At 54.4% G+C, this 14,428-nt stretch carries 8 protein-coding genes and 1 pseudogene; 8 read left to right on the plus strand and 1 reads right to left on the minus strand.

The genetic code is table 11. The features are described 5' to 3' along the window. The 5 genes from JCM10914_RS30980 to JCM10914_RS24525 all read left to right on the plus strand — a co-directional run. Positions 1 to 1,571, plus strand: a 1,571-nt coding sequence (locus JCM10914_RS30980) for a glycoside hydrolase family 2 protein (protein WP_231638758.1), incomplete at its 5' end; no start/stop codon positions are given. Then, entirely contained in the window at positions 1,496 to 2,788 is a 1,293-nt protein-coding gene (locus tag JCM10914_RS30985) for a hypothetical protein (RefSeq protein ID WP_231638759.1), read from the plus strand. The genes JCM10914_RS30980 and JCM10914_RS30985, both read left to right, overlap by 76 nt. Before the next feature lie 271 nt (positions 2,789 to 3,059). Next, entirely contained in the window at positions 3,060 to 3,332 is a 273-nt protein-coding gene (locus JCM10914_RS24515; protein WP_023965931.1) for a hypothetical protein, read from the plus strand. Continuing rightward, on the plus strand, positions 3,326 to 5,539 hold the full coding sequence (locus tag JCM10914_RS24520) for an Ig-like domain-containing protein (protein ID WP_023965933.1): 2,214 nt from the start codon (positions 3,326 to 3,328) through the stop codon (positions 5,537 to 5,539). The genes JCM10914_RS24515 and JCM10914_RS24520 overlap by 7 nt, the downstream gene beginning before the upstream one ends. Continuing rightward, positions 5,526 to 8,111, plus strand: a complete 2,586-nt coding sequence (locus JCM10914_RS24525) for an S-layer homology domain-containing protein (RefSeq protein WP_052019914.1) — start codon at positions 5,526 to 5,528, stop codon at positions 8,109 to 8,111. Before JCM10914_RS24520 ends, JCM10914_RS24525 begins: the two co-directional genes overlap by 14 nt. Positions 8,112 to 8,194: 83 nt before the next feature. Here JCM10914_RS24525 and JCM10914_RS32030 read toward each other — a convergent pair. After that, positions 8,195 to 8,856, minus strand: a pseudogene (locus JCM10914_RS32030) (M50 family metallopeptidase). Positions 8,857 to 8,993: 137 nt separating this feature from the next. On the opposite strand from JCM10914_RS32030, the gene JCM10914_RS24535 reads away from it, so the two are divergent. Genes JCM10914_RS24535 through JCM10914_RS24545 form a run of 3 tightly spaced genes read left to right on the plus strand, consistent with a single transcriptional unit; the run spans position 8,994 to position 14,412 of the window. Next, the gene (locus tag JCM10914_RS24535; RefSeq protein ID WP_023965941.1) at positions 8,994 to 10,853 is read left to right on the plus strand and encodes a TerB N-terminal domain-containing protein; all 1,860 of its coding nucleotides are present in this window, start codon (positions 8,994 to 8,996) and stop codon (positions 10,851 to 10,853) included. Between the two features lie 17 nt (positions 10,854 to 10,870). Beyond that, positions 10,871 to 12,208: an ATP-binding protein gene (locus JCM10914_RS24540; RefSeq protein WP_023965943.1), complete on the plus strand. Its 1,338-nt coding sequence runs from the start codon at positions 10,871 to 10,873 to the stop codon at positions 12,206 to 12,208. After that, positions 12,205 to 14,412: a DEAD/DEAH box helicase gene (locus JCM10914_RS24545; RefSeq protein ID WP_023965945.1), complete on the plus strand. Its 2,208-nt coding sequence runs from the start codon at positions 12,205 to 12,207 to the stop codon at positions 14,410 to 14,412. Before JCM10914_RS24540 ends, JCM10914_RS24545 begins: the two co-directional genes overlap by 4 nt. The last annotated feature ends 16 nt before the right edge of the window (positions 14,413 to 14,428 follow it).

Raw genomic sequence — 14,428 nt, forward strand, 5'->3', positions numbered from 1 at the left:
AGGAAAGGTTGTGTTGCTTCATGAAGACCTCTGTAGCCACGCCCATTCGTACAGACATTCCACGTGCTGAATACCCTAGACCGGATTACGAACGGACTGACTGGTTAAATCTGAACGGCCAATGGTCATTCTTACTGAATTCGGAGGGGGCGGGTGATGACACTAATGAATGCGCTTCCTTACAAGGTGGAGAACAAACCCTGTTCAACTCGGAGATCACCGTCCCGTTTTCCTGGGCCAGTCCATTGTCCGGCATTGAACGCAATGAGAAAGGCGTAGGCTGGTATCGACGCTCGGTAAAATGGGAGCCGCAAGAAGATAATGCTCGCATCTTTCTGCGGTTCGGTGCCGTGGATTACTTATGTGACGTATGGGTCAATGGCACGCATGTTGGCTCGCATCAAGGCGGATACGGGACCTTTGAGTTTGACGTGACAACAGCTTGGCATACGGAACAAGACAACGTGCTCGTGGTCCGGGCAGAGGATTACGATCATAATTACCAAGCGCGCGGGAAGCAAGGCTACGGGGAGATCCGGGGCATTTGGCAGCCGGTCTGGCTGGAAGCGCGGCCGCAAACGTACTTAGAGCAAGCTGTCTTCATCACGTCCATCGATGGACAGATCGAGTTGAAATCAAGAATTCAAGCGCATGAAGCGGGTACGGCGACACTTCATCTCTCTTTTGGAGAGGGTTCGCTAACGCATCAGGTGGATTGGGAGCTGACAGAGGGAGTTAATGAACGAACCACCGTGTTTCAGGTTAACGATCCCCAGTTGTGGAGTCCTGAAACGCCGCATTTGTATGAAGGGGAGCTGCGTTTGTCGGGTACCTCTGGCGACGATGTCGTCCATACCTATTTTGGGATACGCGAGATTGGAACGGCCAAATTTGACGGACGGGATTACCGCTGGGTCACGTTGAACGGCAAGCCGGTTTATCTGAACGGCACACTGGATCAATCGTATCACCAGACAGGATATTTCACGTATCCAACCGATAAGGAGATGCAAGACGAGATCTACCTGATGAAGCGACTTGGACTTAATTTCGTACGCATCCATATTAAACCGGAAGAGCCGCGCAAGCTCTATTGGGCGGATAAGTTGGGGATTTTGGTAATGGAGGATATGCCTTGCTTCTGGGGAAATCCGGATGAACAGGCTCGTGCGGCTTACGAGATTGAGGCGCGTGAGATTATCGAGCGGGACCGGAATCATCCTTCGATTTTCTCATGGGTGATGTTTAACGAGACTTGGGGACTTCGCACGGATAGTGAAACAGCCGGTCTGACGGGTGGGGAAGGACAGCATCGGCATTATCTTCCGGAGACGCAGGAGTGGGTGAGGGAGAAGTATCAATGGGCTAAGCGGATGGACCTACCCGGATCGTGGAGGACAATTCACCGTGTGCGTACGATCACGTGGAGACAGATATCAACACATGGCATTTTTATATCAACGGTTATGAACCGCTGCGGAATCATATCGAGGAAGTGGTTCAAAAAACCCATCCGGGATCGGAGTATAACTATATCGGCGGCAACCAGCAGGGCGATGCTCCACTCATGAACAGCGAATGCGGTAATGTGTGGGGAATTGACGGCGGCGGAGCTGGGGACAGCGATCTGGCGTGGCATTATCATTACATGTTGAACGAATTCCGACGCCACGATAAGCTGTGCGGCTTTGTCTTTACGGAGTTCCGGGATGTGACCAATGAATTCAACGGCTATTACCGTTTGGACGGGACGGATAAAAAATTCGGCTACGAGGATTTCGTGCCGGGGATGACGATTGCCGACCTGCACACGCCGGATTATATCGTAATCGATGCGCCTCCTTGTCAGACGTTGGAGCAAGGGAGCGAGGTCACGGTACCGCTGCTCCGTTCCAGCTACTCAGACCAATATCACGGACAGTCACTTACCCTGGCCTGGGAATTATCCTACGACCAGTTCGGAACGAAGGTCGTCGCTGACCAAGGCAAACTGGAAGTAACATGGGATGGTTATGGCGTAGCGCCTATACCGGACTTGAAGGTACGCATGCCGAACACGGATGCGGTTGCCGTTCTGGGCGTTCGTCTGTTGAATGCGGACCAAGGTGTGGTGACGCGTAACTTTACCACGTTTGACGTGCGTGGCGGTAAAGAGCAGGCGGTTACCGGAGCGGAAGGCCGGACGGTGAGCATTCCAGTGAATGCATTCCGTAAGCAAAACTTCGCCCATATGTGGGAGGCACTTCAGGGCTCCAAAGTGAACGGCGGCGGAGAGGGAAGATTCGTGTACGACGTGCAGCTTCCGAGCCAAGGTGAACAGGCGATGATTCGCGATATCGAGATTTGCTTCGAGGCCGGCGCCAAGCGCCTACTTGCACGAAATATCGAGGGTGCACGCCATCACAGCCATGGCATCCACTTCATGCATGGAGCTTCGGCGGACGTAGAGTATAATCCAAGTACCTACTATATGACGGATGAAGAAGTGCATGAATCTCGCGTATCAGTATGGGTCGACGATGTTAAGATCGGCGAGATGGTACTCGCGGACGATCCGGCCGACAGTCGAGGTATCCTGTCTTGGCACTATCAGCCGGTTCATAACCTACTGGAGGAAGCCGGCTCGTACGGGTACCTGTGCCAGGCACAGGTACCGGGAAGACTCGCGGCAGAGCTCGATCGCAAGCGTAGCTTCCAACTGGAGCTTCGAGCCGAAGAAGGCGGTATCAGTTTATATGGGCGCAATGCAGGCCGTTATCCGCTGGATCTGCTGGTGCGGTGCCGTTAAGAGTGGCAATGTAAAACAACACGCTGGATTCTAATACAATTAAGCTTTCTGTCCGTTGCGCTGAGCTGCCGACAGGAAGCTTTTTGTTCTTTTGCTGAATATAGGATTTGCGGATGGTGGCTTTGTGCGTTGTGTCGACTCTTGTAAAGTTTTGTAGAGTTTTTGTAGAGGACGATCTGTTATCCTGCTGACTGGGGGTTTTTTCAAAAAAGTAACAGCAGGGGAGTCGATGTTATTGAGATACAGGTCCGTGATAGACAGGAGTAAGAAGTTGCTATCCATATGGATGGTATGGATGTTGATCGTGGCATCCGTTGCACCAACGATAGAGGCTGCAGGATCCAGCAGTTCAACTGGGGGTACCGGCTCTGGGGGAGCCACCTATTTCGAGGATACGGATCACTGGCATCCGAATAATGAAGCCAGCGATTTTGGCGCGGGTGTGAAGGTAAGCAATGTGGCGCTGCCACTTCTACGCTCTATCCGATTGAGTTTAAGATCCGCAACATCACGCAGAGGCCACAGGAAAGCGCGTACTTGCTGATTCGGGCTTACGACGTTGATGAATATGACGAGAGCCTCAGCTCAGGTACAGGAGAGTGGGATCGGGTCTACCTGTCGAATCGGGCCGAAGATATCGTCTCGGCTAATCGCACGAACGAGCCGGGCCAGACCGATTGGAGCAAGAGCAAGGTAGCCGGAAGAGGACATCCTTATTTGAATGAATTTCCGGTGGCCCATTACATCGGCGCGCTATCCGGGCAGAACAATACCTGGAACACGACGGTGCTGAAGATTGATGACTTGAGCAAAATCAAACTGGGTGATCACTATGTCGGTATTTCGATTCATCATTACGTGAATGCCACTAAGGGCAACGCGAGCAATTGGGTAGTCGAGGTCGACTGGGCGCAACTGATTATCGATGGCGGCTCCCGCACGACAGGCGAGATTACGAACGGTTCCTTTACGATTGACAAGGACGGCAATGCTGTCGTGGAATCGTGGTTCACGCCGAAGGAACAGCAGCATTTTTCTATGGAAATGAATATCGTGGAGAGGGACGCTACGGGCAACGAGCAGAATCTCACAACCGTCAAGAAATTCTATGACCAGGATCGTCTTGACACTGGCGAAGAAAGCAAGGGCGTCTCGCTCGAATACAAGATTCCAGGTTACAATCCGAACAACGAGTACTTCGCGAATATCATCTTGTTCGAGGATAGCGGTACCAATAACGGTAAGAGCGACCCGACCGATCCGCAATCGGCCCAACATATTTATTCGATCTCTACTTTTGATCCGAAGGTGTCTGACATAGAGAAGAACGATGCTCCACAATATGAGCCGACGTCGTTCAGCCTGCAGGATTTCGAGCAGAAATTCGCGAAAGTCAACGGCGTGCAGGACAATACGCTGGAAAAAATCAAAATTGTCTCCCTGCCCGATGCAGCGACAGGCCGACTGACTTTGGACGGCCGAGATGTGATGGCAGGCCAAGAGATTCCGGTTAATCAAGTACAGGAACTGGTCTTCCAGCCGGATGGCGAAGGCGGGTTCAACGGCACTACGGCGTTCCGATGGAACGGTTATGATCAGGCGAAGCAGAAATATGCGGCGTTTGATGCCGATGTGGTGCTGACACCGAAAGCTGCGCCTATCCTGACGGATCTTCTGCTTCCCGTGAATAAGGGTGAGTCAAAGATTGAGGACATGGGGGAACGAATCAAGCAGATTGTGCCGGACGGACTTGAATATATTACCGTGCTCTCAGTACCGGCCAAGGGTAAGCTTGTGACGGATCAAGGCGATGTACTTCAAGGAGATCAGATTCCATGGGACTCCCTGGATACTCTCCAGTTCGTTCCTGAAGATGAGCATCAGACCGGGACGGTAACCTGGACCTGGAACGGCTGGGATGGCATACAACATGCCAAGGATTACGCAAGTGTGAAGATCACCATCAACACGCCGCCCGTGGCACTGGACGTTGCCAAGGCAGGCTTTGAAGGGCAGCCAGTCGTGATTCCGGCAAGCGAATTTCAGATTACCGATGCGGATGGGGACCGGCTGAAATTCATCCAAATCCAGGGCGTTGATGCCGCCATCGGCACGGTACAATACAATACAGTTCAAGATCCGGCGTATCAGGACCTTACAGGCGAAATTTCTGTAGATGGGCTGAACAGCATTAGGTTCACACCGGCTCTGGGATTGCCGCTTGATCCGCCCGTTGTCATAACCTGGACCGGATCGGATGGTAAACAGTATGCGGAGAATGCTGCCAGCATTACGATTACGTATAACGGCAGACCTGTAGCCAAACCGCAAACAATAGAAGCAGAAGAAGGAACGTCATCCATACCGATTACACTGACCGGTGAAGATGCGGAGAGTCTGACGCTTGTGTACACCGTGACGCAACAACCGAATAAAGGCGAACTGGCACAGGAAGAGGGCAGTGATGATGCCTGGATTTATACTCCGCATGTCGATTTTATCGGCGGCAGCGACACGTTCTACTTCACGGTGACCGATGAAGTCTACCAAACGAGCGAACCTAGCCAGATTACGGTCAATATCCATCGTACTCTTGACGGCTGGGTCGGCGGACAAAACCAGGGTGATAACGAAGTAGCCGTCGGCATTCCAGGTAAACCCTTTACCTTGTCCGCCGTCAGTTCGCTGCAAGCGCAGCAGGTAGACGCAATCGTCAACGGTATTCGCGTACCGCTGTATGAGACCGACTAACGGGGCGACGGCGCGCGGTTACAGAACATGGGACAACAGCAGCTGTATCCTGCCGCTCGGCGTCAGTGCAGGCAGCTGCGTATTGCCGATGAATACGTCGGCCGGACTGCATGAGGTCCGTTTCGAAGCTTACAACGGAGCAGGCGAGCTGTTGCCGCCAGAGCTTCGCCTGGAGGACAACCGATTCAAGGTGGTCGGCACCGATCTGACCATGAGCGCAAGTCCCGATACTTTGGTCGGTGATGGAACGTCTACGACGGTACTGACAGCCGTTCTGAAGGACGGGGACGGCAAGCCGGTCGAAGGAGTTACGGTAGTTTTTGACGCTCCGTCAGGCCAAGGGCAGTTCCTCGGCGCGAGCACGGGCGTTACGGATGAGACGGGACGGGCTTCGGTGACGTTCCAGGCACCGAACATCAGCGGCGTTCATAACCAGCAGGTTACAGTTACAGCCACCGTGGATGATGCATTCCGCAGCCTATACGGTCAGGATGACATCACGATTACGTTCCAACCGGCCATGATTCGCGGCGTGATCACGGAAGGCGCCGATCATGCGCCTGTCGCTAATGCCGTCATTCGCGTCACGCTTGATCTGAATGGCGACGGGGTTATCGAAGAGGGCGTCGACTTTATCGAAATCGTTATGACGGACGAGCATGGTGCGTATGCATTACCGGTTCCGCAGGGTGATGCAACATATCAGGTGGAATTCACGCAAGATGTTATGATTGGCGGCGTTCGTACTCCGGTAACGTATACACAGAAGGCACAGGTCGATAAGGTAGCGGGCGCTAGCGAGGTGTTCGATTCCGAGAAGACCGTGACAGGAATCGTACTCTTCAAGAATCCTGACGGACAAACCTCTCTGTTAGATAGCAGCCTGGCTGGCAAGATGACGGTTTATTTACAGGATGAGCAAGGCAACTATGTTCTGGATGACCATGGTCGGAAGAAGGCTTTTGAGGTGGGAACGCAAGGAGTATTCAGTGCGGACGGGCTTGTCAGCAACCAGAAATACCGGATGGAAATCGGGTATCAGATGGAAGTGTACGATGAGAATGGACCTACCGGGGAGTACAGGGAGATTCTGATCAACGGCAAACGAGGCCCATCGTCATCCGGTGTCGTGTATCCAGAAATCGAGCTGACGAAGGACGGCGAGCTGAACATCGTGCAGGATCTGGTGGATCCATACGGAACCGTTACCGACGGGCGTACGAATAGCGTCATCGAGGATGCAGACGTGGTTCTCTATTACGCGAACACCGCGCGCAATCTTGCCAATGGCATTCAGCCGAACACGCAGGTCTACTTGCCGCCGATTACCGGCTTCGCTCCAAACGATAACGGCAGCCCGGCGCAGAAGACCGATGCCAACGGCTTCTATGCTTACATGGTCTATCCGGAGACGGACTATTATCTTACGGTTCGGAAGAGCGGATATCGCGCTTACACGAGTCCAACCATTCCGGTCAATTGGGATATCGTGCGGCATGATGTGAAGCTGTATCGGCCATCGGTCTCAAGCGAGGAAAGTGCAGTGCCTGCGCCATCTTCGCAGACTAAATTGGCAGCGACACTGAACTTGTCGATCGACAAGAATCTGGCGGAGGAAGGTACCGTGTCGGAAATCACCGTGAACTACAAGAATGATGCCAGCGTCCCACTTTCATCCGGGACAATCGCGTTGACACTGCCTGAAGGCGTGGAAGTGGTCGAGAAGACCGGTGCCGCGGTGAATGGCAGCGTTGTAACGTGGAATCTCGGGACATTATCCGCCCACAAGTCGGGTCAATTCAAGCTTGCCGTGAAGTGGCCGCAGTTGAACGAGCAAGAGCGAACGTATGATGTGAAGGGTATCTTTACGGCATCCGATTCACGGAATGAATCCGTTCAAGCCGAGGCCGGGTTGAAGGTGCAGATATTCTCGAAGCGATACGAGAACTTGCAGCATCAGCGGTATATCCTGGGTTACCCTGACGGCGAGTTTAAGCCGAACCGTTCCTTAACACGCGCCGAGCTGGCGGCAATCGTGGCTCGATTGAGCGAGCATGCTGCGGTGTCCGATCCGCTGACGTATACGGATGTCGAGTCCGATTACTGGGCGGCCAGTTACATCAAGATCGCGAGCAAGCAGGGGTACTTTACGGGCTTCGCCGACGGATCGTTCCGTCCGGATTCCGTCGTCACCCGAGGGGAGCTGGCGACTGTGATGACGCGGTTCCTGAAGTTGACCGTCAGTGAGCCGGGTGAAGTACATTTTAGCGATATGGACAGCCACTGGGCGGCATATGCCGTCGAGACACTGTACCGCAATAAATTTTTGGCCGGCTACGCGGACGGTTCATTTAAGCCGAACCAGTCCATTAATCGCGCGGAAGCCGTAACGTTGATCAACCGGATGCTGTTCAGGGGTCCGCTGCAAGGCTTGACACCGCAGTTCCCGGATATCCCTGAGCTGCACTGGGCTTTCGGAGATATCCAGGAAGCGACCGTATCCCATGAGTCGGTTCGCAATTCGGATGGAAGCGAAGCTTGGATCAAGAACTTGATGGATGATGTGAAATAGCATCAGCAATACGAATAACGAGAATAGCCAGGGTCCTCCGCTTGGACGACCCTGGCTATTTTTTGTTGCTGAACGACACGACATTAACGCTTCTTCCAGAACAACTGCAGCGCCACCTTGGCGCACCATAGCGAGAACAGGAAGAACAACAAGGCCCAGACAAACGCTGGGAGGACGGTCATGTTCGCCAGATTGGAGGCATCGCCTGCCTGCTTCGGCTGCGTGAACGCCATGATCAAGAGACTGAGCGGGCCGACCACGGATTCCTCGAGCACGAGAAAGGCAAGCAGCAGGTAATAGAAATTGCGGATTTTGCCGCCGATGAAATAGAAGATCAGATTGACGATGATAAAAATAATGAGCCACCATACGCCGTAACCGGATTGTACGAAGAACACGATCATGAGCAGCGCCAGCACGGTGATGGTCATCAGCCGCCGGCCTGTTTTTTCTTGTTGTAAATGTAGAACATCAGGATCGCGAACAGCGAAGCCGACGTATATCCAGCCAGCGAGACGATGATTGGGCTCCAGCCGCCGGAGGCGAGCATGGAATACGTGACACCGCTGTGATCCGGATTCAGCTCAATGCTCAGTACCTTCCCGGACATGAGCAGGGTCATCATCGCGTGTCCCAGTTCATGAATCATCGTATCGAGGATACGGAACCAGGAGGAGAAGGGAATCAGCCTCGTTAGGAACGCCGCCCCTACTAGAAACAACATTGCTTTCAGCCATTTATTCATCAGGAAATCCTTTCCGGTAAAGTCATTCGCTAGACTATCATTCCGTTCATTATAATATAGATAAGATTCATATGAAAATCAGGTAGACTTCTCATGCATAGTGGTATAATCAGAGTCATGATGGAGGTTCGTGTTCAATGAATAAGAATAATCCTAACAATGACAAATCAAACCCTCATATAAGGTATACTACGCAACTGAATGACCAAGGGATTCGTTTTGCCGAAATGGAATTGGCTGGCGATGAACAGGATATGCCGCTGCAGGACCGACTGCAAGAGACAAGGGAAGGGGAGCATACCGTCCAAGTTCGCCCAGAACCGAAAGCCGCTCTGGTCATAGAGCCGCAGCCGCTACTGGAGATGGATTGGAACGACAGCTTCCGCTACGTGACCAAAGAGCAGCAATTCGTGCTGAAAGCCAGGGAGCTGGCGTGGCATGTGGAAGCAGAGGTCGCATTTACACCTTTCAAAAGCTATTGGCCAATCTTCGATCAGATGACCGCCCACCAGTTCAAGTGGTACTTCTACTGGCGCGAGGAGGTTCGATCGGGGCGGTATCCGGACACGGACTTATCGTATCTGTTCGTCTATTTCTATGAACTGATTCATGGCGTGGGTTGGAGCGATCCCCGGCAGGGCTATGAATTGATGGAGACGGCATGGGCGGCATACCGCAAGCGCCACGCGAAGCTGGATGCTTACTTAAGAGAATGGTTATATGATTTTATGCTCGTTCATGGTCTGGATATGCCGATCCGGGAGACATACCAGCGATTACCGCGCCAATTGTCGGATGAGTTGAAAGAGCGGGAATGGTTCCGCCGGTTCTCGCTGCAGCCGATGGAGCTGACGTGGGACCTGCTGCTGGATTTGATCGATTATGAAGTCGAGAAGAGCCGCTTCTATCAGGAGAACGGACGCAAGGACCTGGAACGATACGCACCGAAGGTGGTTGCACTCGTGGACAGTTACTGGGGCAAGACGGGCGGGCAGCGCTTCATCGAACGCTTCAAACCGAGAGCGCGGCAAGTCAAGCGGCCCCTCTTTCGGAGCGCGGTTTATGACCATGGGCTGCACGGGAGAAGCCTGGTGCTTACCATCGTGTCTTTAAGCGGACATGCTCCGCTGCGTGCCTATATGACCGGCCTGGTGCGCTTGACCGAGAACATACTTCGGGAGCTGCGGGGATTCAAGGGCCGTCTGCGGGGTTTGGAAGGCATTGGGCCGGAGGTGAAGAACCTGGTCGAACGATATTTGAAAAAAGAGATTCAGCAGCAGATCGAGGCCGAGCGTATCGCATCCCTTCCTGAGGTGCAGATCGATACGCGGAAGCTGCGCAGGCTGCAGCGCGAATCGGACGAGGTCCGCGATATGCTGTTGGTGGAGGAAGCCGAGCAGCGGCAAGCTGAGGTGCCGCTGCAGGAGAATAAGCCCAAACTTGCAGATAGCGCTGCTTCCGGCAATCAGTCGGCAGGCGGCCCAACTCGACCTGCGACGGCCAGGGCACCCAAGAGAATAAACAAGCAGCCTGACGTATTCCAGGCGGTCATGGATTTTGATGCCTTGGCGTATGAGGCGGATGATCTGCTTTCGCAAGAGTTGGAACGGTCGGCTGCATCTAAGGAGAACCGGCGACTATCGGTAGATCCACAGGAGACACCCGAAACCGGTGCTTCACGGATGAGAGAGAGCGCGGCTTCGGGTGGTACGAAGCGGTCCACCGTTGATTTCGTGATCTGGAATACGGACGCCTTAGATGAAGGGTGGCAGGAGCTTGCCGAACGATTGACGTCGTTCCATCTGAGAATGCTGTATGCGATGAAGACCGGCGGGACGGGTGAACTGCAGCGGATCGCGGAGGAGGCTGGCTCCATGCCGGCGCTGCTGCTGGATGAGATTAATGAAGCCGCGATGGAGACCATCGGTGATTTAATTGTCGATGGAGAGGCCATTGCGGATGAATATATGGAGATATTAGAGACGCTTCAATGTTAGAAAGAGGTGAGCGAATCATGACGGAACTGAAAATCCCCAAACGGCTCACAACGGCCCTGGTCAATTCATTGACGGCGGGCGTGGTGCCGCGCGTGGGACTCGAATATATCGCCGTCGGGCGCAAACCGGAAGTGGAATCGATCCTGCGGGATATGGACAATATCGCAGAAGGCGGGGCCGCATTCCGGTTGATTACCGGCCGCTATGGCAGCGGGAAGAGCTTTCTGCTGCAAATCATCCGCAATTATGCGATGGACCGCGATTTCGTTGTGGCTGACGCCGATTTGTCGCCGGAGCGGCGGCTCGTCGGCACGAAAGGGCAGGGGCTGGGCACATACCGCGAGCTGATGACGCATTTATCCACAAGGACACGACCCGATGGCGGGGCGCTGGAGGCTATTCTCCAAAAGTGGATTGCGGCAATTCAGCAGGAGCTTATGGCAGAGACGGGGCTACGCCCGGACGATCCTGCCTTGAACGAACGCGTGGAGCTGCAGATCTATGCGGTGACGAACGAGATGCAGAACCTGGTGCACGGGTTTGATTTTGCCAAGGTGCTGGCTGCATATTGGAATGGATATAAGCTGGGTGATGATGACCGTAAGGGTGCAGCCCTGCGCTGGCTGCGCGGTGAGGTGCCAACGAAGACGGAGGCGCGCAAGGAACTTGGTGTCGGCGTTATCATTGATGATGACAACTGGTACGACTATATGAAGCTATGGTCGGAGTTTACAGCGAATATCGGTTATAAAGGCCTGCTGCTGTTCATTGACGAAGGCGTTAACCTGTACAAAATTACGAACAGCATCTCCCGTCATAGCAACTATGAGAAGCTGCTCACGATGTTTAATGACACGATGCAGGGCAAGGCCCAGCATTTGGGGATCTACATGGGCGGCACGCCGCAGTTCGTAGAAGATGAACGACGAGGGCTCTTCAGTTATGATGCGCTTCGTTCGCGGCTGATTGATGGCCACTACGGCAACAGCTCGCTTCGGACCTACACCTCCCCGATTTTGAAGCTGGACATGCTCTCGTACGAGGAAATTCTGATCCTTCTCCAGAAGCTGCGGGCCATCCATGCTTTGCATTTCAAGTATGAGCCGCAGTTGACGGACGAGCAGTTAGTTGCCTTCATGCAGATCGCCGTCAATCGGCTGGGGGCCGAGGAACTCCTCACCACCCGTGAGGTGGTGCGCGATTTCATGGACCTGCTGCATACGCTAGATCAGCATCCCGAGGCTACCTTCGACGCGTTGCTTGGCGAGCGTGCCGCGACCGAGCCGCAGCGCAAGGGTGATAATGCCGCAGCTTCGGACGATTTGGACGATCTGTTGGCGGAGTTTGAGTTATGAGCACAAATCCATTTTCCAGACTGGCGCCGTTCATTCAGGAATTTATTTATAAGAAGCGTTGGGACACGCTTCGCGAGGCACAGGTCGAAGCTTGCCGTGTTCTGTTCGATACGCCGAACCATCTGCTGATCGCGTCCGGCACGGCCTCGGGCAAGACCGAAGCGGCATTCTTCCCGGCATTGACCGAGTTATATCAGGAGCCCTCCAGTTCGGTGGGGATCTTATATATCGGGCCGCTGAAGGCGCTGATCAACGATCAATTCGAGCGTATCACCGATCTGTTGAAGGAAGGGCAAGTTCCCGTCTGGCACTGGCATGGCGATGTATCCCAAGCGGAGAAGACCAAGCTGATGCAGAAACCTTGCGGCGTGCTGCAAATTACGCCCGAATCGCTGGAGGGGCTGCTGATGAACCGGCCGAATGCCATACCGGCGCTGTTCCAGGACCTGCGCTATGTCATTATTGATGAAGTGCATGCTTTCATGGGGGCAGATCGGGGCATTCAGGTGCTGAGCCAGTTAACCCGCATCGAACGGATGGCCACTTGCTCGCCAAGACGCATCGGTCTATCCGCGACGCTCAGCGACTATGAGACCGCCGCAGGCTGGCTGGGAGCCGGGACGCGCCATGCGGTTGAGGTCATTGCTCCGCAAGGCGGGCGCAAGCTGCGCCTGTCGGTGGAGCATTTCTCGTTCCCGGACGCGCGGGATGAGAAGCAAGCGGAGCAACTCGAGCTTGCCCGCAAAGCCTATTATGATTTTGTGTACGATAACACGCATCTGAAGAAGGCGCTCGTCTTCACGAACAGCCGCTCGGATGCCGAACTGACCACGCTGGAATTGCGACGAATCGCCGCCAAGCGCGAACAGCGGGACGTGTTTCACGTCCATCATGGAAGCATCTCCGCCATGCTGCGCGAAGAAGCGGAGGCGGCGCTGCGCACAGGTCCAGGCCCTGCGGTTGCAGCGGCCACGTTGACGCTGGAGCTGGGGATTGATCTCGGCGAGCTGGAACGGGTCATCCAGCTCGGGGCTCCATACAGCTGTTCGAGTTTCGTGCAGCGGCTGGGGCGATCCGGCCGTCGCGGCGATCAAGCCTCCGAGATGATGTTCCTCTGTCCGGAGGACGAGGACGAAGAGGCGCAGCTGCCGGCACGGATGCCGTGGATGCTTCTTCGGGCCATCGCAGTTATCGAGCTGTACATTCGTGAGAAGTGGGTGGAGCCGCTGGCTTTGCGCAAAAAGCCAGTTGGCGTCCTGTACCATCAGACGATGAGCACGCTCAAGAGCATGGGGGAGGCCGAACCGCCGGATTTGGCTCGGGCCGTGTTGTCACTGCCTGCCTTTCGCGGAATCGAGCCGGAGGAGTATAAGGAATTCCTGCAGTACCTGCTTCAAACCGATCATATTCAGCGTACCGAGGAAGGCAGCCTGATTATCGGGTTGGGCGGGGAGAAGATCGTTAATAATTACCGGTTCTATGCCGTATTCAAAGACGATGAAGAGCATGTGGTCTACAACGGTTCGGAAGAGATCGGCTCGATCACCACCGTGCCGCCGCCAGGGTATTGCTTCTCACTCGCAGGTAAGCTATGGAAGGTGGAGGAAGTGGATACGAAGCACAAAGCTCTGTATGTGAAATCGGCGAAGGGGAAGGTTGACACCTTATGGCTTGGTGCAGGTGGTGACGTGCATACCCGTGTGGTGCAGAAGATGAGAGAGGTGCTGGCTGACAACACCCTCTACCCATACTTAGCCCCAGGGGCCGTGAACCGACTGGAGCGGGCCAGACGCCTTGCCCGTGAGAGCGGGCTGCTGAAGAACGTCGTCATCTCGGCGGGCGGCGACTCGTTGTTCATTCTGCCGTGGGCCGGCAGTAAGCAGTTCCGCACGCTGGAGCGATTGCTGAAGCATAATCTGGCAGAGCGGCTCGGACTGCGTTCCATCGTGCCGATGGAGCCGTATTATATGGTAGTCGCTGGCCGGGCAGATGATCAGACACTGCTCGAGGAGATTCGCAAGGAAATATCGGAATGCGAGGATGCGGGCGCGCTGCTGGATCCTGATGAAGCACCGTACCTCGGCAAGTATGACGAGTTCGTGCCGCCGACGCTGGTACGTACGGCTTTTGCTGCAGACGGCCTGGATCTGGAAGGATTGGCTGAGGCGATAGGGATACACAGGGAACGCTGCATCGAGCAGTAGAAAGGCGAGAGAGATA

This window comes from Paenibacillus sp. JCM 10914 (assembly GCF_001315105.1).
In the GTDB taxonomy this organism is placed as follows: domain Bacteria; phylum Bacillota; class Bacilli; order Paenibacillales; family Paenibacillaceae; genus Paenibacillus_AQ.

Bases quoted from the DNA above. Each gene is read 5' to 3' on its own strand.
- JCM10914_RS24535 (WP_023965941.1), top strand. From the start codon at position 8,994: ATGAATAAGAATAATCCTAACAATGACAAATCAAACCCTCATATAAGG.
- JCM10914_RS24540 (WP_023965943.1), top strand. From the start codon at position 10,871: ATGACGGAACTGAAAATCCCCAAACGGCTCACAACGGCCCTGGTCAAT.
- JCM10914_RS24525 (WP_052019914.1), top strand. From the start codon at position 5,526: ATGAGACCGACTAACGGGGCGACGGCGCGCGGTTACAGAACATGGGAC.
- JCM10914_RS24545 (WP_023965945.1), top strand. From the start codon at position 12,205: ATGAGCACAAATCCATTTTCCAGACTGGCGCCGTTCATTCAGGAATTT.